Here is a 21934-nt window from a genome sequence, read left to right as displayed (position 1 = left end):
GACGCGACGATGGATTTCCCCACCTGGATGAAGCGGGTGCAGGCGGCCGTGGAAACGGCCCTGGCCGAGCACCTGCCGCAGGCCAGCCTGGCGCCGCAGCGCCTGCACGAGGCGATGCGCTACACCACCCTGGGCGGCGGCAAGCGCGTGCGCCCGCTGCTCGTGTACGCGGCCGGCGAACTGACCGATGCCGCCCCGGCCGTGCTGGAACGCGCCGCCTGCGCCGTCGAAATGATCCACGTGTACTCGCTGGTGCACGACGATATGCCCTGCATGGACGACGACGCCCTGCGGCGCGGCAAACCGACCGTGCATGTGGCCTATGACGAAGCGACGGCGCTGCTGGTCGGCGACGCCCTGCAGTCCCAGGCCTTCGCGGTGTTGGCCGCCAGCGACGCCCCGGCGGCGCGCCTGGTGCAGATGGTCGCCCTGCTGGCGCGCGCGGCCGGTCCGGCCGGCATGTGCGGCGGCCAGGCGATCGATCTGGCCAGCGTCGGCCAGGCCCTGACGCGGGCCGAACTCGAACAGATGCACCAGCTGAAAACCGGCGCCCTGCTGAAGGCCGCCATCGTGCTCGGCGCCATGGCCGGGCGCGCGCTCGACGCGGCCGAGCAGGCCGCGCTCGACGACTACGGCTGCGCCATCGGCCTGGCCTTCCAGGTGGTGGACGACGTGCTCGATGCGACCGCCGATTCGGCCACGCTGGGCAAAACGGCCGGCAAGGACGCCGCCGACAACAAGCCGACCTATGTGTCGATTCTGGGGCTGGAGGCGTCGATCGCCCTGGCCGAACAATTGCGGGGGCAGGCGCACGCGGCGCTGGCCCCGTTTGGTGATAAGGCACGCCGTCTGCGGGAACTGGCAGATCTGGTCGTGCAGCGGAAAGCGTAAATGAAACTGCTCGAAACCATCAACGATCCTTCCGACCTGCGTCAGCTGGGCCGTCACCAGCTCACGCCGCTCGCGCACGAATTGCGCCAGTTCCTGCTCGAATCCGTCTCCAAGACCGGCGGCCACCTGTCGTCGAATCTGGGCACGGTCGAACTGACGATTGCGCTCCACTACGTGTTCAACACCCCGCACGACCGCATCGTGTGGGATGTCGGCCACCAGACCTATTCGCACAAGATCCTGACCGGGCGCCGCGCCCAGATGCCGACGCTGCGCCAGCTCAATGGCATCTCCGGCTTCCCGCGCCGCTGCGAAAGCGAATACGACACCTTCGGCACGGCCCACTCGTCGACCTCGATCTCGGCCGCCCTCGGCATGGCCAATGCGGCCAAGATCAAGGGCGAGCAGCGCCACTGCATCGCCGTGATCGGCGACGGCTCGATGACGGCCGGGATGGCCTTCGAGGCCCTGAACAACGCCGGCGTGCAGGAAGACCTGCCGCTGCTGGTGGTCCTGAACGACAACGACATGTCGATCTCGCCGCCCGTGGGCGCGCTGAACCGTTATCTGGCCCGTCTGATGTCGGGCAAGTTCTACGCGGCCGCGCGCAATGTCGGCAAGAGCGTGCTGCCCGGCCCCGTGGCCGAACTCGCGCGCCGCCTCGAAGAGCACGCCAAGGGCATGGTGGTGCCGGCCACGATGTTCGAAGAATTCGGCTTCAACTACATCGGCCCGATCGACGGCCACGACCTCGACTCGCTGATCCCCACGCTGCAGAACATCAAACACCTGAAAGGGCCGCAGTTCCTGCACGTGGTGACCAAAAAAGGCCAGGGCTACAAGCTGGCCGAGGCCGAGCCGATCCTGTACCACGGCACCGGCAAGTTCAATCCGGTCGAAGGCATCAAGCCGGCCGCCACGCCGAGCAAGCTGACCTACACCGAAGTGTTCGGCCAGTGGCTGTGCGACATGGCCGCGGCCGACAAGCGCCTGGTCGGCATCACGCCCGCCATGCGCGAAGGCTCGGGCATGGTGCGCTTCGAGCAGCAGTACCCGGCGCGCTATTTCGACGTCGGCATCGCCGAGCAGCACTCGGTGACCTTCGGCGCCGGCCTCGCGACCGAGGGCCTGAAGCCGGTGGTGGCGATCTACTCGACCTTCCTGCAGCGCGCCTACGATCAGCTGATTCACGACGTCGCCCTGCAGAACCTCGACGTCACCTTCGCGCTCGACCGCGCCGGTATCGTCGGCGCCGACGGCGCCACCCATGCCGGCAACTACGACCTGGCCTACCTGCGCTGCATCCCGAACATGATCGTGGCCGCGCCCTCGGACGAAAACGAGTGCCGCCAGCTGCTGAGCACCTGCTTCCACCACAATGGGCCGGCCGCCGTGCGCTATCCGCGCGGCGCCGGGATCGGCGTCACGCCGGCCGCCACGCTGGACACGCTGCCGCTCGGGCGCGGCGAGATCCGCCGCCAGGGCAAAGGCATCGCCATCCTCGCGTTTGGCTCGATGGTGGCGCCGGCCCTGGCCGCCGGCGAAGCGCTCGACGCCACGGTGGCGAATATGCGCTGGGTGAAGCCGCTCGACGTCGAGCTGGTGAAACAGCTGGCGCGCGAGCACGACGCCCTGGTGACGGTGGAAGAAGGCTGCGTGATGGGCGGCGCCGGTGCCGCCGTGGCCGAGGCCCTGGCCGAAGCCGGTATCGTCAAGCCGCTGCAGCTGCTCGGCCTGCCCGACAAATTCATCGACCACGGCGACCCGGCCGTGCTGCTGGCCAGTGTCGGCCTCGACGCCAAGGGCATTGCCAGCGCCATCCGTACCCACTTCCAGCGAACCGAACCGCGCCTGGTCGTCAACAACGGCTAAGCCCGTCTCCCATCCCTTTCCGCCCAAACAAATCGGGGTCAGACCCCATTTGTTTGGGCGGAAACGTTTTTGCCCTCCGGATAAATGGGGTCTGACCCCGATTTTTCCGCGCAGATAAATGGGGTCTGACCCCGATTTTTCTTGGGGTCAGATTTGCCAGGAGGCTTTGATGAACAGCTCGTTCTGGCGCAGGCCGTAACGGGCGGCTTGCTCGCGGCTGTCGGAAATCGTGGCGCCCACGTACAGCGCGGTGCCGAGGCCGCGCGTGTGCGCGTACACGAGCGAGGTGATGCTGGACCGGCTGTCGGGCGTGATGGGCTGTCTGTACTGGGCCTGGTCGCGCTCGGTGTGGCGGTGCTGCCAGATCAGGCGCAGGGTGTCGCGCCCGCTCAAGTGGTAGATGCCGTTCAGGGCCAGCGCCTGCTCGCGGTAGGCGCGCCGCTGTGGTCCGCTGAATTGCGACAGGTTGATCGAGGGCTCGAGCTCGAGCCGTGGGGTGGGGCGGAAGCGCGGCGTCAGACTCAGGGTGCCGCCGCGGCCGACGCGCTCGGCGTCCACATCGACCACGTCGCCCAGCTCGAGATTGCCCACCACTTTCGGCAGCCACGCGCTCGGGCTGATCTCCCATTCGAGGCGCAGCTTGTCGCGCCCAAGCAGCTGGCCGCCTTCGCGCACGCGCTGCTTTTCGGCCGGATGCAGCTGCACGTTGAAGATCAAATCGTAGGGGCCCTGCATCCACACGCCCAGCCCGCGCGAGGCGAGGATGGTGTCGCCGCGTGGGTCGATCTGCTCGCCGCCGAACGCATACAGGTTGAAGGTGTGGAAGGGGCCGACCTGGCCGAATTTGCGCCGCAGCTCGCCCTGCAGATCGCGATAGCCGGCCTGGAAGAAGAAGCCGTTATCGTCGCGGAAGCCGCGCGAGACATTCTGCAGCGAGGCGAAGCTGGACCAGTCATCGCTATTGGTTTCGCCTTCGAGCATCCAGGCGTGGCCGCGCACGGCGCGCTGTTCGACCAGGCGGCCGTCGCGGTCGGGCAGGGCGGTGGTGTCGGAGGCCAGCAGCTGGCCGCGCAGGCGCAGGCTGTCGCCTTCGTTCCAGCTGAAGTCGGGGCCGAGCACGCGGTTGTAGCCGCGCCCGTCCGCGAGGGTCCGGTCGCTGAAGACGGCGCCGGCGCTGGCCTGGCCGAAGCGCAGGTCGGCACGCGCCACCGTGGCCTGGGAGCGGAAGTCCTGCAGCGCGTAGTTGGTGGCATACGGACCTGGCAGCTGCACCAGGCCGCCGCCGTTGTCGCGCACACTGAGGATGGTGGCGTCGGCCCCGTTGCTGCGGCGCGTGTAGCGCACGCCCCAGGCGGGGTCGGTGATGGCGCGGGTGTAGATGGCCTTCTGCAGGGTGCTGATCATGTCGGCGCCTTCGAGGAAGAAGGGGCGCTTCTCCTGGAAGAACAGGCCGTAGGTGGTGTTCCCGGAGAGCTGGGGCGCGTCCAGTTCCACCTGCGAGAAATCGGGATTGATGGTGGTGTCGATCGTGGTGGCCGGATCGAGGCGCAGCTTGAGGTCGAGACTGAGGTCGGTCTTGTGGCGGCGCGGGCCGCGCACGCCGTTCTCTTCGTCGCGCGCGCTCTGGGTGCGGATTTGCGGAGTGGCGCTCCAGTTCAGGCCCGTGGGCAGGTCGCGCATGCCGCGGATCGGTTCGGCGTAGCAGAGGAAGCAGTTGCTGTCCTTGGGCAGCGCGGTATTCGTCATGCGGTAGCGCTCTTCGCGCGGCATGCTGCGAAAGGCCAGCAGATTCCAGGGCGTGCGCGCCGGATCGTCGTAGGCGAGCGCGGAAAACGGTATGCGGATCTCGGCGCTCCAGCCGCCGTCGAAGCGCCCGGTCATCACCTCGAAGTCGAAGTCGGGCGAGAAGTCTTCGCCGGACAGGTCGGAGAATACGCCGTCGCTGACGGAGCCCTGTGGATTCACGCGGATGAACTGGGCCGACTTGCGGCTGCCGGTCGGGTCGAGAAAAACGATGAACAGGTCCTGGTCGGCGAAGGTCTTGTCGCGCCGTGCGTAGGGGGCGCGGATGCGCGTGGGATCGGGATCGAAGGCGCGCATGCCGATGTACAGGTTGTGGGCGTCGTACAGCAGGCGGATCTCGGTCTTGTAGATGGCGGGGACCTTGTCCTGCGGGAGGTTCTGGTAGAACTGGTCGTGCACGGTGGCCTTGGCCCAGACGGGATCGGACAGGCGGCCGTCCATCTGCACGCGCTGCGTCACGTGGTAGGCTTGGAGGTCGGCGCGGGCCGGTGCGGCGAAGGTGGCGGCAAGCAGGGCGGCCAGCAGCAGTCGTTTCATGGAGTCGGCGTGGATGGTCGATGTCGGCGCATAGTCTAGGCCATGGATTAAGCCGGTGTTAACGCCAATTTAATCTGTATGTGTGACATTCGCGCCACGGGAGGCAGGCGATGCGGGTACTGGTAGTGGAGGACGATGAACTGATTGCGCGCGGCGTGCTGGCCGGGCTGCGCGCCCACGGGCATGCGGCCGACCATGTGGCCTCGGCGCGCGCGGCCGAAGCGGCGCTGGCGTCCTCGCATCTGGATGCGGTGGTGCTCGATCTGGGCCTGCCCGATGAAGATGGCCTGGCCCTGCTGCGGCGCCTGCGTGCGCGCGACTGCGCCGTGCCGATGCTGGTGCTGACGGCGCGCGACGCCGTGCCGGACCGGGTGGCCGGCCTGCGCAGCGGCGCCGACGATTATCTGCCCAAGCCCTTTGACCTGGCCGAACTGGTGGCGCGCCTGGATGCGCTGGCGCGCCGCGCCGCTGGCCGCAGCGTCGACCTGATCACCCATGGCGCGCTGCAGGTGAACCCGGCCAGCGGCGAAGTGCTGCTGCATGGCCAGCCGGTGGCGCTGGCGCGGCGCGAGCTGGCGCTGCTGGTGGCCCTGCTCAATGCGCGCGGGCGCATCCTCTCGGTCGATCAGCTGAAGGACAGTCTGTACGACTTCAACGAGGACATCGAAAGCAATGCGCTCAATGTCCACATCCACCACCTGCGCCGCAAGCTCGATCCGCGCCTGATCGAAACCGTGCGCGGGCTCGGCTACCGCATCGGGACGGAGGCGCCATGAGTCTGCGTCTGCGGCTGGTGCTGATGATCGGCAGCGCGCTGCTGCTACTGTGGCTGGGCGTGGCCCTGTGGCTGCGCGCCGATCTGGCGCGCCAGCTGGATACGGCCCTCGATCAGCGGCTTGAAATGGCGGCCGGGATGGTGGCCGATCTGGTGCGCTCCAATCCCGATGCCTTTGCCCTGCGCCCGGGACAGACGCCGCGCGTGCTGTCCGCGACCGAATCGCCGATGGCCTGCACGGTGGAGTCGGTGCATGGTGAAATCGTGGCGAGTACCGAATGGAGCCTGCGCCGCCAGGGCAAGCCGCAGCTTGGTTTTCTGACCCTGCGCGACGAGGACGGCCATCCGTGGCGCGCCTACTCTCTGCGCGCGGGGAATATGATCGTCACCGCCGGCGACCGTGCCTTCGAGCGCGAGCGCCTGCAGCGCAAGCTGCTGCTGGTGGCCTTTGTGCCGTTCGGCGTGGCGCTGGCGGTCGGCCTGCTGCTGCTCTGGCTCGGGGTCGGGCGCGGTCTGCGTCCGCTCGAAAAGCTGCGCGAGGCGCTGGCCGCGCGCGCGCCCGACGCGGTCACGCCGCTGCCGCCGATGGCGATGCCGCCCGATCTGGTGCCGCTGGTGCGCACGCTGGACGAGCTGTTCGAACGGATCCGCGACAGCTTCGCGCGCGAGCGCCGCTTCACGGCCGATGCGGCGCACGAACTGCGCACGCCGCTCACCGCCATCAAGCTGCACCTGCAGGTGCTGCGCCTGTCGCAGGGCGAGGACGCGCGTCAGGCGCTTGATCATGCGGAAGAGGGCGTGGCGCGCTTGCAGCACACGTTGGCCCAGCTCCTGATTCTGGCCCAGGTGGAGGGCGCCGCCGCCGCCGATGGCGCGCCGGCCTGCAGCGCGGCCGAGGTGGCCACGCTGGCCGTGCGCGATTGCACCGGCTGCGGCGGCGAACGTGTGCGCATCAGCGGCGACGGCGCCGCACTGCGTCCGCTGGTGCCGCAGGCGCTGGCCGTGACGGCGCTGCGCAATCTGCTCGATAACGCGCTGCGCCTGGCGCCGCCCGACAGCGAGGTCGAGCTGGCGCTGGTGGGCGAGGGCGCGCAGATCGGCTTTGTGGTGCGCGACCGCGGCCCCGGCATGGAGGCGGCCGAACTGGCCCAGGCGACGGAGCGCTTCTGGCGGCGCGGCGGTGGCCATGGCAGCGGCCTGGGGCTGTCGATCGTGGAGGCCATCGCGGCGCGCTTTGGCGGCCGCCTGCAGCTGCAGGCGCGCGCTGGCGGCGGTCTGGAGGCGGCGCTGTACCTGCCTTGCGCCGCCTGAGGCCTCAGTGCCAGGCGCCGAGAATGGCGCCGACGATGGTGAATTGCAGCGTGTGGTAGCCGCCGTTAATCAGAAACAGCCGCAGGCTGCGGCGCTCGAACAGGTAGTTGATGCCGAAGCTGGCCGTCACCCAGCACAGGCCGGCCGCAAAGCCGGCTCCCACGCCCAGGCCGAGGCTGGCCTTGGGGCCGAGGAAGAGCGCGAACACCCAGGACGAAATCAGGCACAGCACCAGGGTCAGGCCGAAGATCTTACCCATATTCGCATTGGCCAGCTGGGCGTCGCTGACGCCGGCCTCGCGCTGCCAGGCCTTGGCAAACAACAGCGGCGAGTACCACAGGCCGCCGAGCGCGAAGCTGGCGAGGGCGGCGGCGATCACGGCGAGGTAGTTCACTTCGGGCATGGCGGTCTCCTGGTTGTGGGTGGGGCGAGACTTACTGCGCTTTGCGTTCGTGCTGCCACAGCACGTCGCTGCCGCCGGCATGGCGGTTCAACACGCGCGCCAGCACGAACAGCAGATCGGACAGGCGGTTCAGATACTGGCGCGGCGCGTCGTTGATGCTCTCCGCATGGCCGAGGGCGACCACGGCGCGTTCGGCGCGGCGGCACACGGTGCGGCAGACGTGGGCCTGGCTGGCCGCGCGCGAACCGCCCGGCAGAATGAATTCGGTCAGCGGCGGCAGGCTGGCGTTGTGGGTCGCCAGCAGGGCGTCGAGGCGGGCGATGTGGGCCTCCTTCACCAGGCTGTAGCCGGGGATGCACAGTTCGCCGCCAAGGTCGAACAGGTCGTGCTGAATGCCGATCAGGGCCGCGTGGATGTCCTCGGGCAGGGCCTCGCACAGCAGCAGGCCGAGGTGGGAATTGAGTTCATCGACCTCGCCGATGGCGTCGATGCGCACACTGTCCTTGCCGGTGCGGCTGCCGTCGCCGAGACCGGTGCTGCCATCATCGCCGGTGCGTGTAGCGATCTTGGAAAGCCGATTACCCATGGTGATACCTTGTTGTCTATACCGAATAGGCGCGAGCATACGATAAAACGCACAGCGCGACCACGTTTGACTACAATCGTGGCATGGTCAATCCGCCCCCCTTCTCGCCCGAACGCCAGCAGCTGGTGGCGCGCCGCCTGCGCGCGGCCCTGCCGGCCCAGTGCGTGCTGGTCGACGCCGAGGACACCCGCCCCTACGAATGCGACGCCCTGTCGGCCTACCGCTGCCTGCCGCTGGCCGTGGTGCTGCCGCAGGATGAGGCCCAGGTGCTGGCGGTGCTGAATATCTGCCGTGAGCTGGGCGTGCCGGTCGTGCCGCGCGGCGCCGGCACCGGCCTGTCCGGCGGCGCCCAGCCGATGCGCGAGGGCGTGGTGCTGTCCACCGCGCGCCTGAACCGCATCCTGCGCGTCGACCCCTACGCGCGCCTGGCCGTGGTTCAGCCCGGGGTGCGCAATCTGGCCGTGTCGGAGGCGGCCGCGCCGCACGGGCTGTACTACGCGCCCGACCCTTCGTCCCAGATCGCCTGCACCATCGGCGGCAATGTGGCCGAGAACTCGGGCGGGGTGCACTGCCTGAAGTACGGACTGACCGTCCATAACGTGCTGCGCGTGCGCGTGGCCACCATCGAGGGCGAGATCATCGAACTCGGTGGCGAGGGCCTGGATGCGCCGGGCCTCGATCTGCTGGCCGTGTTCATCGGCTCCGAGGGCATGCTCGGCATCGTCACCGAAGTGACGGTCAGGCTGGTGCCCAAGCCCCAGGTGGCGCGCGTGATCATGGCTTCGTTTGCCGACGTGCTGACCGGCGCCCAGGCGGTGGCCAGCATCATCGCCGCCGGCATCATCCCGGCCGGACTCGAAATGATGGATGCGACCTCGGCGCGCATGGTCGAACCCTTTGTGCGGGCCGGCTACGATCTGGACGCCGCCGCCATTTTGCTGTGCGAAGCCGACGGCACGCCGGCCGAAGTGGAGGAGGAGATCGCGCGCATGTCGGCCGTGCTGGAGGGCGCGGGCGCCACCGCCATCGCCGTCTCGCGCGATGAAGCCGAACGCCTGCGCTTCTGGTCGGGCCGCAAGAACGCCTTCCCGGCCGCCGGCCGCATCTCGCCCGACTACTACTGCATGGATGGCACCATTCCGCGCAAGGCCCTGGGCCGCGTGCTGGGCGGGATCGCCGAGATGGAAGGGCGCTTCGGCCTGCGCTGCGCGAATGTCTTCCACGCCGGCGACGGCAACCTGCATCCGCTGATTCTGTTCGACGCCAATGACCCCGACCAGCTGCACCGCGCCGAAGCCTTTGGCGCCGCCATCCTCGCGCTGTGCGTGGAAGTGGGCGGCACCATCACGGGCGAACACGGGGTCGGCATCGAGAAGATCGATTCGATGTGCGTGCAGTTCACCGACGCTGAACTGAGCGCCTTCTTCAGCGTGAAGCGCGGCTTCGATCCGGCCGGTCTGCTCAACCCGGACAAGGCCATCCCCACGCTGCACCGCTGCGCCGAATTCGGCAAGATGCATGTGCGCGCCGGGCGCCTGCCGTTTGCCGATTTGCCGAGGTTCTGAATGCAGGCTGTTGATTCCTTCCGTGACCGTATCCTCGACGCCGCCGCGCGCGGCGCCCGCCTGCGCATCCGCGGCGGCGGCAGCAAGGACTGGTATGGCAATGCGGCGCGCGGCGAGGTGCTCGATACGCGCGCCTGGCGCGGCATCGTCAGCTACGAACCGGCCGAACTGGTGATCACCGCGCGCGCCGGCACGCCGCTGGCCGAGATCGAGGCGGCGCTGGCCGAACGCGGCCAGATGCTGGCCTTCGAGCCGCCCCATTTCGGACCCGATGCGACCCTCGGCGGGGCGATTGCGGCCGGCCTGTCCGGTCCGCGCCGCGCCAGTGTCGGCGCGGTGCGCGACTTTGTGCTCGGTGCCGTGCTGATGGACGGGCGCGGCCAGGTGCTGCATTTCGGCGGCCAGGTGATGAAGAATGTGGCCGGCTACGATGTCGCGCGCCTGCTCACCGGATCGCTCGGCACCCTCGGCCTGCTGCTGGAAGTGTCGGTCAAGGTGCTGCCCAAGCCCGTGTGCGAAGCCACGCTGCGCATCGCCTGCGATCAGGTCGAGGCGCTGCGCCTGCTCAATACCTGGGGTGGCCAGCCACTGCCGCTGTCGGCCAGTTGCTGGACCGGCGGCGCGCTCTGGGTGCGCCTGGCCGGCGCCCGCGCTGCGGTGGAGGAAGCCCAGCGCCTGCTCGGCGGCGAGCCGGTGGCCGATGCCGAGGGCTTCTGGCGCAGCCTGCGCGAACAGGAGCATGGCTGGTTCCAGGGCCCGGGCGACCTGTGGCGCCTGTCGCTGCCCGCGCACGGCCTGCCGCTGGCCCTGGGCGACACGCTGATCGAATGGGGCGGGGCGCAGCGCTGGGTGCGCATCGACCCGGACTTCGACGCCGCTGGTCTGCGCCACGCGATCGCGCGCGCCGGTGGCCATGCCACGCTGTGGCGCGCGCCGCACAAGGCCGTTGGCGCCTTCCATCCGCTGGCGCCGGCCGTGGCGCGCATCCATGCCCGCCTGTGGGACGAGTTCGACCCGCAGCATGTGTTTGACCGGGAGCGCCTGTATGCAGACTAAGCTGGCCGATTTCATCCGCGCCACGCCCGAAGGCGAGGAGGCCGAAAGCATTCTGCGCGCCTGCGTGCACTGCGGCTTTTGCACGGCCACCTGTCCCACCTACCAGCTGCTGGGCGACGAGCGCGATGGCCCGCGCGGGCGCATCTATCTGATCAAGCAGGTGCTCGAAGGGGGCGAGGTGACGCGCGCCACCCAGCTGCATCTGGACCGCTGCCTGAGCTGCCGCAACTGCGAATCGACCTGTCCCTCGGGCGTGCGCTATGGCCGCCTGCTCGACATCGGGCGTAAGGTCGTGGAGGACAAGGTGGGCCGCCCGGCCGCGCAGCAGGCCCTGCGCACCCTGCTCAAGGAAAGCCTGACGCGGCCCTGGGTGTTCACCCCGGCCGTGCAGGCCGGCCGTCTGCTGCGCCCCCTGCTGCCGCGCGCCCTGCGCGCCAAGCTGATGCCGGCGGCCGCTGCCGGCCCGCGCCCGCAGCGCGCGCAGGCGCGCCAGATGCTGCTGCTGGAAGGCTGCGTGCAGCCAGGCCTGGCCCCGAATATCAATGCCGCCACCGCGCGCGTGCTCGATGCCTGCGGCGTGCAGCTGATCAGCCCTGCCCAGGCCGGCTGCTGCGGCGCGCTGCGCTACCACCTGAACGACCAGGCCGGTGGCCTGGACGATATGCGCCGCAATATCGACGCCTGGACGCCGTATCTGGACACGGTCGAGGCGATCGTCATCACGGCCTCGGGCTGCGGCCTCAGCGTCAAGGAATACGGCCACCTGCTTGCGCACGATCCGGCCTATGCCGAACGGGCCGCGCGGGTGTCGGCGCTGGCGCGCGATGTGGTCGAAGTGCTTGCGGAATTTACGCCCCTGTTCGCCCAGCGCGTGGCGGCGCGCGGTCAGCGCGTGGCCTACCATCCGCCCTGCACGCTCCAGCATGGGCAGCAGATCCGCGGGGCCGTCGAGGGCCTGTTGCGGGCGGTCGGGGTGGAGGTGGCGCTGTGCGCCGACAGCCATCTGTGCTGCGGCTCGGCCGGCACCTATGCGCTGCTGCAGCCGCAGCTGTCGCAGCAGCTACGCGCGCGCAAGCTGGAGAATTTGGCCGCCACCGGTGCGGCCGAGGTGGTCACGGCCAATATCGGCTGCATCAGCCAGCTGCAGGGCGGGGCGCAGCCGGTGCGCCACTGGATCGAACTGCTCGACGAACTGCTGGCCTGAGCGGGCTTACTCGGCCAGCAGGGCCTCGATGTCGCCGATCATTTCCTCGGGCGAAGTCTGCGGGGCGTAGCGCTTGTAGACGCTGCCGTCCTTGCGCACCAGGAATTTGGTGAAATTCCATTTGATTGCTTCCGTACCCATCAGACCGGGCGCCTCTTTTTTCAGGAAGGCGAACAGCGGATGGGCCTGGCTGCCGTTGACGTCGATCTTGTCGAATAGCGGGAAACTGACGCCGTAATTCTTTTCGCAGAAGGCGCCGATTTCTTCGGCCGAGCCCGGTTCCTGGCCGCCGAACTGGTTGCACGGAAAACCGAGCACGACCACGCCCTTGGCCTGGAATTGCTGGTAGACCTGTTCCAGGCCCTTGTACTGGGGCGTGAAGCCGCAGGCGCTGGCCGTGTTCACGATGAGCAGGACCTTGCCCTTGTACTGGGCTAGGTCGACCTTGTTGCCCTGCAGGCTGTTGGCGCTGAAGTCGAAAGTATTCATGGTCAGAGCAGGCCGAGCTTGGCGGTGGCAGCCGTGAGTTCCGACGCGCTCGTGCCTTTTTTGCTGTTGAGTTTGATGGTCAGGCGCAGGTCGTTGACGGAGTCGGCATTGCGCAGCGCGTCTTCGTAGCTGATCTTGTCGGCCTCGTACAGGTCGAACAGGGCCTGGTCGAAGGTTTGCATGCCCAGCTCGCGCGACTTCTTCATGATCTCCTTGATCTCGTGGACCTCGCCTTTGAATATGAGGTCCGAAATCAGCGGAGAGTTCAACAGAATTTCAATCGCGCACACGCGGCCCTTGGCTTCCTTGCGCGGGATCAGGCGCTGCGACAGCATGGCCTTCAGGTTCAGCGACAGGTCCATCAGCAGCTGGGCGCGCCGCTCTTCGGGGAAGAAGTTGATGATGCGGTCGAGCGCCTGGTTGGCGCTGTTGGCGTGCAGCGTAGCAATCGCCAGGTGGCCCGTCTCGGCAAAGGCGATCGCATGCTCCATGGTCTCGCGGTCGCGGATTTCGCCGATCTGGATCACGTCGGGCGCCTGGCGCAGGGTGTTCTTCAGCGCGATCTCGAAGGACTCGCAATCGACGCCGACTTCGCGCTGCGAAATCACGCAGTTCTTGTGCGGGTGGACGAATTCGACCGGGTCCTCGATCGTGATGATGTGGCCGTAGCTGTTCTCGTTGCGGTAGCCGACCATGGCCGCCATGGTCGTCGATTTGCCGGAGCCGGTGGCGCCGACCATGATGACCAGGCCGCGCTTGGTCATGATGATGTCCTTCAGCACCGGCGGCATGTCCAGGTCTTCGAGCTTGGGAATGGTCGAGGTGATGACACGCAGCACCATCGCCACCGAACCCATCTGCACGTAGGCCGACACCCGGAAGCGGCCCAGGTCGCCCGGGCTGATGGCGAAGTTGGCCTCCTTGTGCAATTCGAACTGCGCGGTCTGCTTGTCGTTCATGATCGCGCGGGCCAGATCGGCCGTGTGCTGGGCCGTCAGCGCCTGGTTCGACACCGGCGTCATCTTGCCGTCGATCTTGATGGCAGGCGGGAAGCCCGCATTGATAAACAGGTCCGAACCGCCTTTGTTGAGCATCAGGCGCAGCAGGTCGAACATGAAGCGGGAAGCCTGGTCGCGTTCCATCGTGTGAGTCTCCAGCGCGCCCGGTTAGCCGGGGAAATTTTCCGGAATCTTGGCCGCAGCGCGCGCTGCTGCGGACGAGATGACATTGCGCCGCACGAGGTCGGTCAGGTTCTGGTCGAGGGTCTGCATGCCCACGTTCGAGCCAGTCTGGATGGCCGAATACATCTGGGCGATCTTGGCCTCGCGGATCAGGTTGCGGATGGCCGGCGTGCCGACCATGATTTCGTGCGCGGCCACGCGCCCGTTGCCGTCCTTGGTCTTGAGCAGGGTCTGCGAGATCACCGCCTGCAGCGATTCGGACAGCATCGCACGCACCATTTCCTTTTCATCGGCCGGGAACACGTCGACGATACGGTCGATGGTTTTGGCGGCGGACGAGGTGTGCAAGGTGCCGAACACGAGGTGGCCGGTTTCCGCGGCCGACAGGGCCAGGCGGATGGTTTCGAGGTCGCGCAGTTCGCCCACCAGAATCGCGTCCGGGTCTTCGCGCAGGGCCGAGCGCAGCGCGTTGTTGAATGACAGCGTGTGCGGGCCGACTTCGCGCTGGTTGATCAGGCAGCGCTTGGATTCGTGCACGAATTCGATCGGGTCCTCGATGGTGAGGATGTGGCCGTATTCGTTTTCGTTGAGGTGGTTGATCATCGCCGCCAGCGTCGTCGATTTGCCCGAGCCGGTCGGGCCGGTGACCAGCACCAGGCCGCGCGGACGCAGGGCGAATTCGGCGAAGATCTTGGGCGCGTTCAGATCTTCGAGCGAGAGGATCTTGGACGGAATCGTGCGGAACACGGCCGAAGCGCCGCGCTGCTGGTTGTAGGCATTGACCCGGAAACGGGCCAGGCCCGGAATCTCGAACGAGAAGTCGCACTCGAGGATTTCCTCGTAGGACTTGCGCTGGCCGTCGTTCATGATGTCATAGATCATGCTGTGCACTTCCTTGTGCTCCAGGGCCGGCACGTTGATACGGCGCACGTCGCCATGCACCCGGATCATCGGCGGCAGACCGGCCGACAGGTGCAGGTCGGAAGCCTTGTTCTTGACGGAGAAAGCAAGCAGTTCGGAGATGTCCATTTATAATCCCTGAGGATTGATACAGGTGAAAAGACGAAGTCGATTATGTCCCCAATGCTTGAGAAACTGCAAGCGCTCGACGCGCGGATAGTTGCCGCAGTGGAAGCTGCTGGCCGCCCCCGTGATGCCGTGCAATTTATCGCGGTCAGCAAGACCCATCCGGTCGAGACCCTGCGCGAGGCCGTGGCCGCCGGCGTGCACACATTTGGTGAGAATTACCTGCAGGAGGCGCTCGACAAAATCGCAGCGCTCGGCCCCGGCATCTGCTGGCATTTCATCGGTCCGATCCAGTCGAACAAGACGCGCCCCGTGGCCGAGCATTTCGACTGGGTGCAATCGGTCGACCGGCTGAAGATCGCCGAGCGCCTGTCGGCCCAGCGCCCGCCCGAGAAAGGGCCGCTCAACGTCTGCCTGCAGGTCAACATCAGTGGCGAGGAGACCAAGAGCGGCGTGACGCCGGCCGAGCTGCCAGCCCTGGCCCAGGCCGTGGCCAGGCTGCCCCAGCTGCGCCTGCGCGGGCTGATGGCGATACCGGCGCCGACCACCGATGTGGCCCAGCAGCACGCCGATTTTGCGCGTCTGCGCGCGCTCTATGAACAACTGCAGCGCGACGGCCTCGCGCTCGATACCCTGTCGATGGGCATGTCGGCCGATATGGAGGCGGCGATTGCGGAAGGGGCGACCCTGATCCGGATCGGCACCGCCCTGTTCGGCGCCCGCGACTATTCACAGAAAGCACCCGCATGAGCATCGCCTTCATCGGCGGCGGCAATATGGCCACCGCCCTTATCGCCGGCCTGGCAGCGACCGGCCAGGCCATCCACGTGGTCGACCCGAACGCCGAGGCCCTGGCGCGCCTGGCCGCGCGCTATGGGGTGAGCACGGCCAGCGCCATCGACGCGCAGGTCAGCGCCGCATCGGTGGTGGTGCTGGCCGTCAAGCCGCAGCAGATGAAGGCCGTGGCCGCCGCCCTGCAGCCCGCGCTTGGCGCCGGTGCGCTGGTGCTGTCGATTGCGGCCGGCATCCGCGCGGCCGATCTGTCGCGCTGGCTCGGCGGCTGGGACGCGATCGTGCGCACGATGCCGAACACGCCGGCCCTGATCGGCAAAGGCATCACCGGCATGTTCGCGCTGGACGGCGTCAGCGCGGCGCAGCGCGCGCAGGCCGATGCGATTCTGCGCGCGGTCGGGCGCACTGTCTGGCTCGACAGCGAGGCCCAGATCGACCCGGTGACGGCGGTGTCCGGCAGCGGCCCCGCCTACGTCTTCTATTTCATCGAAGCGCTGCAGCAGGCGGCCGAGGAGCTCGGCCTGACACCCGAGCAGGGCCGCGCGCTGGCCCTGGCCACCTTCGAGGGCGCGGCCCAGCTGGCCGTGAACGCCGACGAGCCCGTGAGCGTGCTGCGCGAGCGCGTGACGAGCAAGGGCGGCACCACCTACGCCGCGCTGAGCAGCATGGAAGCGGACGGCATCAAGCAAGCGATCATCCGCGCCGTGAAAGCCGCCGCCGCGCGCGGCGAAGAACTCGGCCGCGAACTTGGCCAGTAAGAAAAATGGGGTCAGACCCCATTTATCTCGGCGGAAAAAAAGGGTCTGACCCCGATTTATCTTCGTGGAAAAAAGGGGTCTGGAAAAATGGGGTCAGACCCCATTTATCCAGGCAGAAAAAAGGGGTCAGACCCCGATTTATCTGCGGGGAAAAAAGGGCCTGGTTTTTTGTGGGGGAGTGCGGCGGCGCTTATTTGCGCAGCATCGGCAGGACCGAACGCAGCAGGCCGAAGATGCCGAGCGCGCTGCGCATCAGCGGCAGTACGCCCTTCGGACGGCTGACCGCCAGGCCGAGCAGTACGCCGGCGATGGTCAGCGGCACTTGCATGCGCGGACCCAGATAGCGCCGCCAGCCGCTCGGCTGCAAGGGCTCGAGCAGGGCCTGGGTCTCGGTCACGATCATGATGCGCTGGAGCGCGCACTGCGTGACCAGCACCTCGCGCCGGGCCGCCAGGATTTGCGCGTGGCTAGTGGGATTCGGATGCATGCGGGTCCGCCGTGGCGTTTTTGATCGCTTCGATGTCTTTGGCCAGCTCGGCCATGGTTTGCTGCAGCAGGCGCGGCTTGTTGACCATGTTGGCGCGCACCCGCAGGAACAGGGCGACGCCGGCCACCAGATACACGGCCGCCAGACCGAGCACGGCCGCGAAGCGGTAAGTGTCCCAGAACAGCAGGATGATGAAGAAACTGCCGAGCAGCACGGCCAGGCCGACCAGGAACAGGGCGAGCAGGGACAGCAGCAAGGTGTTGAGGAAACGGAGCGACTCCTCTTCGACCTCGACCGCGGCCAGTTCCAGCCGTGTCTGCACCATCGCCACCAGGGTGGCGACGATGCGTCCCGCCGATTCGAGCATGGCCATGCGCTGCCCTTACTTGCGGGCGATCAGCATGCCGACCACGACGCCGATCGCCGCGCCCAGGCCGACGGCCTTCCAGGGGTTTTCGCGCACATAGGTGTCGGTGGCCTTGGCCGCTTCTTTGGCTTTTTCCAGCGCGCGCTCTTCGAGCACGGCCAGATCGGCCTTGGCGTTTTGCAGCGTGCGCTCGAAACGGGCCTTGGCAGCCTGGAATTCTTCACCGGCGGCATTGCCGCTCTGGCGCAGCCAGACCTCGGCATCGGCGATCACGGTGCGCAGGTCGTCCATCAGTTGATCGCGTGCGGCGCGCGCGCCGGAAGTGGTGGGGATCGGTTCCATCATGGGCCTTTACTCCTGAGTTGAAGGATGCAGTCTAGCGATACGCTCAAGTTCTGTATTTGAGCGAGGTCAATTGTCTCTATCGTAACAAGTAGTCGATGGCGACGCCAGCGAAAATGGCCGCGCCCAGCCAGTTGTTATGGCGGAAGGCGGCAAAGCAGGCCATGCGCTCGCGCCCGCGGATCAGGGTGTAGTGGTAGAGGGCCATGGCGGCCGCCACCAGCACGCCGGCCACGAAGGCCCAGCGCAGGCCGGCCGCCCAGCCGCCCACCAGGATCATCGCCAGCGACACGCCATAGCACAGCATGACGGCGGCCACGTCGAACTGGCCGAAGGTGATGGCCGAGGTCTTGATGCCGATTTTCAGGTCGTCGTCGCGGTCGACCATCGCGTATTCGGTGTCGTAGGCCACGGCCCAGAACACATTCGCTACCAGCAGCCACCAGGCCAGCAGGGGCACGCTGCCGGTGAGCGCGGCCCAGGCCATCGGAATGCCGAAGCCGAAGGCGATCCCCAGATAGGCCTGGGGAATCGCGAAGAAACGCTTGAAGTAGGGATAGCTGGTGGCAATCAGCAGGGCCGCCACGCTCAGCTGCTTGGTCAGGCCATTGAGCGGCAGAATCAGCAGGAAGGACACGAGGGCCAGCGCACCGGCCACGGCGACGGCCTCCCAGGCGGCGATCTTGCCGGCCGTCAGGGGCCGCTCGGCCGTGCGCTTGACGTGCTTGTCGAAGTCGCGGTCGGCGAAATCATTGATCGCACAGCCGGCCGAACGCATGAGCGCGGTGCCGAGCACGAAGATCGTCAGGATCAGCGGATCGGGGTGGCCGTGGCTGGCGATCCAGATGGCGTTCAGCGTCGGCCACAGCAGCAGCAGGATGCCGATCGGCTTGTCAAGACGCACCAGGCGAAAGTACAGGGCGAGTTTGTTCATGCCCGCATTATACGAGGGCCTATTGGCTGAGCATGCTCACGCCCGGCAGTTTGCAGGCGGCCACGGCCTGGCAGACGGCGTCGATCGCGGCCTTGCGCGTAAAGCTCTTGCGCCAGACGATGACCACGCGGCGCGAGGGCGCCGGCTCTTCGAACGGCAGGAAGCGCAGCATGCCGTCGGCCGGATGCATGTCGGGCACGGAGGCGCGCGGCAGCACGGTCAGGCCGATGCCGCTGGCCACCATGTGGCGGATGGTTTCGAGCGAGGAGCCTTCGAAGCTGCGCTGCATGCCATTGCCGGGCGCGGCGAAACGCGCCATCTCGGGACAGACTTCGAGCACCTGGTCGCGGAAGCAATGGCCGTTGCCGAGCAGGAGCATGGTCTCGTTCTTCAGGTCTTCGGCGGGAATGGCCTTGCGCTTGGTCCACGGGTGGTTGCGCGGCACGGCCACGACAAAGGGCTCGTCGTACAGCGGGGCCACGGCCATGCCGTGCTCGGGCAGGGGCAGGGCCATGATGGCCGCGTCCAGTTCGCCCTGGCGCAGCATGTCGAGCAGGCGCGCCGTGAAATTTTCCTGCAGCACCAGCGGCATCTGGGGCAGGGTGTCGATCATGGTCTTGACCAGCGGCGGCAGCAGATAGGGGCCGATCGTGTAGATCACGCCCAGGCGCAGCGGGCCCGACAGCGGGTCCTTGTTCTGCTTGGCCAGCTCCTTGATGGCGGCCGTCTGTTCGAGCACGCGCTCGGCCTGGGCCACGATCTGCGCGCCCAGGGGCGTGACCGAAACCTCGGAGCCGCCGCGTTCGAACAACACGACGCCGAGCTCGTCTTCGAGCTTCTTGATGGCGACCGATAAAGTGGGCTGGGCCACGAAGCAGGCCTCGGCGGCATGACCGAAGTGGCGGGCGCGTGCTACGGCAACGATGTACTTCAGTTCAGTCAGTGTCATGGCAGGGGAGGAACACGAGGACTGCGAAAGTGGCCAGAAACCAGTTTATTTTAGCTTATTGCTGTCGATATAATCATACAGCGTTCCCCGCCAACCTTTCACGACGGAAGCTGCCTATGTCCACTCTTGGTCCGGCCGAAGCCCAGGCCTATATTCACAAACTCTTGACGGGGATGCACCAGCTGGGTGGCTCCGACATGTTTATCTCGGCCGATTTCCCGCCCTCGATGAAGCACCAGGGCCAGATGAAGCCGATGAGCCAGACCAAGCTGACCGGCGACGTCACGCGCGCCCTGGCCTATAGCCTGATGAACGACAAGCAGCGCGCCGAGTTCGAGGCCGACCTCGAATGCAATTTCGCGATCTCGCTGCCGAATGTCTGCCGCTTCCGCGTGAATGTCTTCGTGCAGCAGCAAAATGTCGGCATGGTGATCCGCACGATTGCCTCCGAGATTCCGAACTTCGAGAAGCTCGACCTGCCCGAGGTGCTCAAGGATGTCATCATGACCAAGCGCGGCCTGGTGCTGGTGGTGGGCGGCACCGGCTCGGGCAAGTCGACCACGCTGGCGGCGATGATCGACTACCGCAATACCAATTCGCTCGGCCATATCATCACGGTCGAGGACCCGGTCGAGTATGTGCACAAGAACAAGGGCTGCCTGATCACGCACCGCGAGGTCGGGGTCGACACCCTGTCCTGGCATAACGCGCTGAAGAACACGCTGCGCCAGGCGCCCGATGTGATCCTGATCGGTGAGATCCGCGACACCGAAACCATGGAGCATGCGATCGCTTTTGCCGAAACCGGCCACCTGTGCCTGGGCACGCTGCACGCGAACAATGCCAACCAGACCATGGACCGGATCATCAACTTCTTCCCCGAAGAGCGGCGCCAGCAGCTGCTGATGGACCTGTCCTCGAATCTGCGCGCCATCATTTCCCAGCGCCTCGTGCGCACCGAGGACGGCAAGGGGCGCAAGGCCGCCATCGAAATTCTGCTCAACACGGCGACCATCAGCGAATTGATCCTGAAGGGGAACTTCCAGTCGATCAAAGAGATCATGCATAAGTCGCGTGAACTGGGCATGTGCACGTTCGACCAGGCCCTCTACGAGCTGTACAACAAAGGCTATATCAGCTACGACGAGGCGATCCGCAATGCCGACTCGGCCAATGGCCTGCGCCTGCAGATCAAGCTCAAGGGCGAACGCAAGGAGCCGGGCGCGGAGGACAGCAAGGGCGGCGTCAGCCTGTCGATCCAGGAAGAACCCGAGGAAGACGAGGAAGGCGGCGAGCCGGAGAAAAAATAAATGGAGTGTTCGCTAGCGCAACTGGAAAGCGCCATCAACTTCTGGCGCGCCCGCCTGCCGGCGCGCGGACCGGAAGGCGTGCTGGCGCCCGAGCTCAGTGCCCTGGCCACTCTGTACGGACGGATGATTTACGAACGGCGCGCGTGCCTTGATACGGCCGCGCTTGATTCCTACCCACGCGGCCTGATCGAGGCCGCCCTGACACAGCAATGATCGATTTCGAAACCAAACTCTGTACGCGCGCCGAGCTGGCCGCGCGCGTGGCCCAGCTGCCCAAGCCCGTCGTCATGACCAATGGCGTGTTCGACATTCTGCACCGCGGCCATGTCACTTATCTGGCCCAGGCGCGCGCGCTCGGCGCTTCGCTGGTGGTGGCCTGCAATACCGATGCCTCGGTCAAGCGCCTGGGCAAGGGCGATGACCGGCCCGTCAATACCTGCGCCGACCGCATGGCCGTGCTGGCCGCGCTCGAATCGGTCAGTCTGGTGGTGGACTTTGAGGAAGACACGGCGCTCGAAGCCGTACTCAGCGCGCGCCCCGAGATCTACGCCAAGGGCGGCGACTACGACATGCACGCGATTCCCGAGGGCCAGGCGGTGATGGCCTATGGCGGCCAGGCGGTGGCGATCGACTTCGCCCACGACCGCTCGACCAGCAAGCTGCTGGCTAAGGTGCGTGCCTTCAGCCGCTGATCACAGCACGTTCGGATACAGGCCGCTGCGCGAGACGTTCAGACGGAACGGGAATTCCATCGCGCAGGGCACGCCGTTGCAGCGCGCCGGCGTGTATTTTTCCAGCAGCATGGCCATGCCCACATAGCGCGACACGAGCGTGTCGGGCGTGTTGTAAACCTCGATCTCCTCGGCCTTGCCCTCGGCATTGACGCGCGCCACCAGATACAGATAGCCGCCGCTGTCGATGCGGTCGGCCACCAGGGCGGCCGCGCGGTAGAGCTCGGCCAGGCCGGCGCGCGGGAAGGGCGGCACATCGTTCGGCCCGAGTTCCTTGTACTGATTGCGCACCCACTGCTGCTGCTCGGGCGTCAGTTCGGCATAGGCCTTGTCGAAGGGGACCGGATGATTGCTGACGATCATACGGCGCAGATTGCTGCCCGTGGCCGGCGGGCCGAACAGGGTAAAGCCTTCCCCGGCCTGGGCCAGGCCGCACACACAGCAAAGAAGCAGAGCAAGAAAATGACGCATGACAGCGACCTCAACGACGTACACCAGCCTATTCTGGCAGAGATTTGGCGCGCAAAGTTGTCGTTTAAGAAAAATGGGGTCAGACCCCATTTTT

24 protein-coding genes are annotated in these 21934 nt (G+C 66.8%); 12 read left to right on the top strand and 12 right to left on the bottom strand.

Annotated features, from left to right (window positions below; translation table 11 throughout):
- The first annotated feature begins 9 nt into the window (after positions 1–9).
- Both LZ005_RS13705 and dxs read left to right on the top strand, forming a co-directional pair.
- Positions 10–891 carry a polyprenyl synthetase family protein gene (locus LZ005_RS13705; protein WP_237808635.1) on the top strand — a complete coding sequence of 294 codons (882 nt, stop codon included), beginning with the start codon at positions 10–12 and terminating at the stop codon, positions 889–891.
- Complete coding sequence (gene dxs, locus LZ005_RS13700) at positions 892–2763, top strand: 1-deoxy-D-xylulose-5-phosphate synthase (protein WP_237808634.1); 1872 nt, start codon at positions 892–894, stop codon at positions 2761–2763. It abuts the gene before it with no gap.
- Positions 2764–2910: 147 nt separating this feature from the next.
- Here the strand turns inward: dxs and LZ005_RS13695 are convergent, their stop codons facing one another.
- On the bottom strand, positions 2911–5103 hold the full coding sequence (locus LZ005_RS13695) for a carbohydrate binding family 9 domain-containing protein (RefSeq protein ID WP_237808633.1): 2193 nt from the start codon (positions 5101–5103) through the stop codon (positions 2911–2913).
- Between the two features lie 110 nt (positions 5104–5213).
- On the opposite strand from LZ005_RS13695, the gene LZ005_RS13690 reads away from it, so the two are divergent.
- Both LZ005_RS13690 and LZ005_RS13685 read left to right on the top strand, forming a co-directional pair.
- Positions 5214–5879, top strand: coding sequence for a response regulator (locus LZ005_RS13690; RefSeq protein ID WP_237808632.1), 666 nt, complete (start codon positions 5214–5216; stop codon positions 5877–5879).
- Positions 5876–7189 carry an ATP-binding protein gene (locus LZ005_RS13685; protein WP_237808631.1) on the top strand — a complete coding sequence of 438 codons (1314 nt, stop codon included), beginning with the start codon at positions 5876–5878 and terminating at the stop codon, positions 7187–7189. Before LZ005_RS13690 ends, LZ005_RS13685 begins: the two co-directional genes overlap by 4 nt.
- A 4-nt stretch (positions 7190–7193) precedes the next feature.
- Here the strand turns inward: LZ005_RS13685 and LZ005_RS13680 are convergent, their stop codons facing one another.
- Positions 7194–7592, bottom strand: a complete 399-nt coding sequence (locus LZ005_RS13680; protein WP_237808630.1) for a DUF1761 domain-containing protein — start codon at positions 7590–7592, stop codon at positions 7194–7196.
- 31 nt (positions 7593–7623) lie between these two features.
- Positions 7624–8178, bottom strand: a complete 555-nt coding sequence (locus tag LZ005_RS13675) for a cob(I)yrinic acid a,c-diamide adenosyltransferase (protein ID WP_237808629.1) — start codon at positions 8176–8178, stop codon at positions 7624–7626.
- Between the two features lie 83 nt (positions 8179–8261).
- Between LZ005_RS13675 and LZ005_RS13670 the strand changes: the two genes are divergently transcribed.
- From LZ005_RS13670 to glcF, 3 genes are read left to right on the top strand one after another with little or no spacing between them, the layout of a single operon-like run.
- Positions 8262–9743, top strand: a complete 1482-nt coding sequence (locus tag LZ005_RS13670; RefSeq protein ID WP_237808628.1) for an FAD-linked oxidase C-terminal domain-containing protein — start codon at positions 8262–8264, stop codon at positions 9741–9743.
- Positions 9744–10799, top strand: a complete 1056-nt coding sequence (gene glcE / locus LZ005_RS13665; protein WP_237808627.1) for a glycolate oxidase subunit GlcE — start codon at positions 9744–9746, stop codon at positions 10797–10799.
- Entirely contained in the window at positions 10789–12003 is a 1215-nt protein-coding gene (glcF, locus tag LZ005_RS13660; protein WP_237808626.1) for a glycolate oxidase subunit GlcF, read from the top strand. The genes glcE and glcF overlap by 11 nt, the downstream gene beginning before the upstream one ends.
- Positions 12004–12009: 6 nt before the next feature.
- Here glcF and LZ005_RS13655 read toward each other — a convergent pair whose 3' ends face one another.
- The 3 genes from LZ005_RS13655 to LZ005_RS13645 are packed head-to-tail and all read right to left on the bottom strand — an operon-like array spanning position 12010 to position 14702.
- Entirely contained in the window at positions 12010–12492 is a 483-nt protein-coding gene (locus LZ005_RS13655; protein WP_237808625.1) for a glutathione peroxidase, read from the bottom strand.
- A gap of 2 nt (positions 12493–12494) precedes the next feature.
- Entirely contained in the window at positions 12495–13634 is a 1140-nt protein-coding gene (locus LZ005_RS13650) for a PilT/PilU family type 4a pilus ATPase (RefSeq protein ID WP_237808624.1), read from the bottom strand.
- Positions 13635–13658: 24 nt separating this feature from the next.
- Positions 13659–14702: a type IV pilus twitching motility protein PilT gene (locus LZ005_RS13645; protein WP_237808623.1), complete on the bottom strand. Its 1044-nt coding sequence runs from the start codon at positions 14700–14702 to the stop codon at positions 13659–13661.
- A 45-nt stretch (positions 14703–14747) separates the two neighbouring features.
- Here LZ005_RS13645 and LZ005_RS13640 point away from each other — a divergent pair, with 45 nt between their 5' ends.
- Together LZ005_RS13640 and proC are read left to right on the top strand one after the other, a co-directional pair.
- Positions 14748–15449, top strand: a complete 702-nt coding sequence (locus LZ005_RS13640) for a YggS family pyridoxal phosphate-dependent enzyme (RefSeq protein ID WP_237808622.1) — start codon at positions 14748–14750, stop codon at positions 15447–15449.
- Entirely contained in the window at positions 15446–16249 is an 804-nt protein-coding gene (gene proC / locus LZ005_RS13635; protein ID WP_237808621.1) for a pyrroline-5-carboxylate reductase, read from the top strand. Before LZ005_RS13640 ends, proC begins: the two co-directional genes overlap by 4 nt.
- A gap of 190 nt (positions 16250–16439) precedes the next feature.
- Here the strand turns inward: proC and LZ005_RS13630 are convergent, their stop codons facing one another.
- The 5 genes from LZ005_RS13630 to LZ005_RS13610 all read right to left on the bottom strand — a co-directional run bounded on the left by LZ005_RS13630 (position 16440) and on the right by LZ005_RS13610 (position 19328).
- On the bottom strand, positions 16440–16736 hold the full coding sequence (locus LZ005_RS13630) for a hypothetical protein (protein WP_237808620.1): 297 nt from the start codon (positions 16734–16736) through the stop codon (positions 16440–16442).
- A complete protein-coding gene (locus LZ005_RS13625) occupies positions 16717–17109 on the bottom strand; it encodes a phage holin family protein (RefSeq protein WP_237808619.1) in 393 nt (130 codons plus the stop codon). The genes LZ005_RS13630 and LZ005_RS13625 overlap by 20 nt, the downstream gene beginning before the upstream one ends.
- Positions 17110–17118: 9 nt before the next feature.
- Positions 17119–17448 carry a YqjD family protein gene (locus tag LZ005_RS13620; RefSeq protein ID WP_237808618.1) on the bottom strand — a complete coding sequence of 110 codons (330 nt, stop codon included), beginning with the start codon at positions 17446–17448 and terminating at the stop codon, positions 17119–17121.
- Positions 17449–17524: 76 nt separating this feature from the next.
- Entirely contained in the window at positions 17525–18379 is an 855-nt protein-coding gene (ubiA, locus tag LZ005_RS13615; protein WP_237808617.1) for a 4-hydroxybenzoate octaprenyltransferase, read from the bottom strand.
- Positions 18380–18398: 19 nt separating this feature from the next.
- Entirely contained in the window at positions 18399–19328 is a 930-nt protein-coding gene (locus LZ005_RS13610) for a LysR substrate-binding domain-containing protein (RefSeq protein WP_237808616.1), read from the bottom strand.
- A 116-nt stretch (positions 19329–19444) separates the two neighbouring features.
- Here LZ005_RS13610 and LZ005_RS13605 point away from each other — a divergent pair, with 116 nt between their 5' ends.
- The 3 genes from LZ005_RS13605 to LZ005_RS13595 are packed head-to-tail and all read left to right on the top strand — an operon-like array spanning position 19445 to position 21330.
- Positions 19445–20638 (top strand): PilT/PilU family type 4a pilus ATPase, encoded by a 1194-nt coding sequence (locus LZ005_RS13605; protein WP_269106705.1) that lies wholly within the window; start codon positions 19445–19447, stop codon positions 20636–20638.
- Entirely contained in the window at positions 20639–20851 is a 213-nt protein-coding gene (locus LZ005_RS13600) for a DUF3717 domain-containing protein (protein ID WP_237808615.1), read from the top strand. It abuts the gene before it with no gap.
- Entirely contained in the window at positions 20848–21330 is a 483-nt protein-coding gene (locus LZ005_RS13595; protein ID WP_237808614.1) for an adenylyltransferase/cytidyltransferase family protein, read from the top strand. Before LZ005_RS13600 ends, LZ005_RS13595 begins: the two co-directional genes overlap by 4 nt.
- On the opposite strand, the gene LZ005_RS13590 is transcribed toward LZ005_RS13595, so the two are convergent.
- Positions 21331–21840, bottom strand: a complete 510-nt coding sequence (locus tag LZ005_RS13590; protein ID WP_237808613.1) for a hypothetical protein — start codon at positions 21838–21840, stop codon at positions 21331–21333. It abuts the gene before it with no gap.
- Between the last annotated feature and the right edge of the window lie 94 nt (positions 21841–21934).

Source organism: Massilia sp. TS11, assembly GCF_022012445.1.
Lineage (GTDB): Bacteria > Pseudomonadota > Gammaproteobacteria > Burkholderiales > Burkholderiaceae_D > Telluria.
This window is presented reverse-complemented; position numbering and strand designations above follow the sequence as displayed.

Coding starts and splice junctions, on each gene's coding strand:
- LZ005_RS13625 (WP_237808619.1), bottom strand. CDS start 17,109: ATGGCCATGCTCGAATCGGCGGGACGCATCGTCGCCACCCTGGTGGCG.
- LZ005_RS13675 (WP_237808629.1), bottom strand. CDS start 8,178: ATGGGTAATCGGCTTTCCAAGATCGCTACACGCACCGGCGATGATGGC.
- LZ005_RS13620 (WP_237808618.1), bottom strand. CDS start 17,448: ATGATGGAACCGATCCCCACCACTTCCGGCGCGCGCGCCGCACGCGAT.
- LZ005_RS13645 (WP_237808623.1), bottom strand. CDS start 14,702: ATGGACATCTCCGAACTGCTTGCTTTCTCCGTCAAGAACAAGGCTTCC.
- LZ005_RS13630 (WP_237808620.1), bottom strand. CDS start 16,736: ATGCATCCGAATCCCACTAGCCACGCGCAAATCCTGGCGGCCCGGCGC.
- ubiA (WP_237808617.1), bottom strand. CDS start 18,379: ATGAACAAACTCGCCCTGTACTTTCGCCTGGTGCGTCTTGACAAGCCG.
- LZ005_RS13690 (WP_237808632.1), top strand. CDS start 5,214: ATGCGGGTACTGGTAGTGGAGGACGATGAACTGATTGCGCGCGGCGTG.
- LZ005_RS13655 (WP_237808625.1), bottom strand. CDS start 12,492: ATGAATACTTTCGACTTCAGCGCCAACAGCCTGCAGGGCAACAAGGTC.
- dxs (WP_237808634.1), top strand. CDS start 892: ATGAAACTGCTCGAAACCATCAACGATCCTTCCGACCTGCGTCAGCTG.
- LZ005_RS13605 (WP_269106705.1), top strand. CDS start 19,445: ATGTCCACTCTTGGTCCGGCCGAAGCCCAGGCCTATATTCACAAACTC.
- LZ005_RS13650 (WP_237808624.1), bottom strand. CDS start 13,634: ATGGAACGCGACCAGGCTTCCCGCTTCATGTTCGACCTGCTGCGCCTG.
- LZ005_RS13640 (WP_237808622.1), top strand. CDS start 14,748: ATGTCCCCAATGCTTGAGAAACTGCAAGCGCTCGACGCGCGGATAGTT.
- LZ005_RS13695 (WP_237808633.1), bottom strand. CDS start 5,103: ATGAAACGACTGCTGCTGGCCGCCCTGCTTGCCGCCACCTTCGCCGCA.
- LZ005_RS13680 (WP_237808630.1), bottom strand. CDS start 7,592: ATGCCCGAAGTGAACTACCTCGCCGTGATCGCCGCCGCCCTCGCCAGC.
- LZ005_RS13610 (WP_237808616.1), bottom strand. CDS start 19,328: ATGACACTGACTGAACTGAAGTACATCGTTGCCGTAGCACGCGCCCGC.
- LZ005_RS13590 (WP_237808613.1), bottom strand. CDS start 21,840: ATGCGTCATTTTCTTGCTCTGCTTCTTTGCTGTGTGTGCGGCCTGGCC.
- LZ005_RS13595 (WP_237808614.1), top strand. CDS start 20,848: ATGATCGATTTCGAAACCAAACTCTGTACGCGCGCCGAGCTGGCCGCG.
- glcF (WP_237808626.1), top strand. CDS start 10,789: ATGCAGACTAAGCTGGCCGATTTCATCCGCGCCACGCCCGAAGGCGAG.
- LZ005_RS13685 (WP_237808631.1), top strand. CDS start 5,876: ATGAGTCTGCGTCTGCGGCTGGTGCTGATGATCGGCAGCGCGCTGCTG.
- proC (WP_237808621.1), top strand. CDS start 15,446: ATGAGCATCGCCTTCATCGGCGGCGGCAATATGGCCACCGCCCTTATC.
- LZ005_RS13670 (WP_237808628.1), top strand. CDS start 8,262: ATGGTCAATCCGCCCCCCTTCTCGCCCGAACGCCAGCAGCTGGTGGCG.
- glcE (WP_237808627.1), top strand. CDS start 9,744: ATGCAGGCTGTTGATTCCTTCCGTGACCGTATCCTCGACGCCGCCGCG.
- LZ005_RS13600 (WP_237808615.1), top strand. CDS start 20,639: ATGGAGTGTTCGCTAGCGCAACTGGAAAGCGCCATCAACTTCTGGCGC.
- LZ005_RS13705 (WP_237808635.1), top strand. CDS start 10: ATGGATTTCCCCACCTGGATGAAGCGGGTGCAGGCGGCCGTGGAAACG.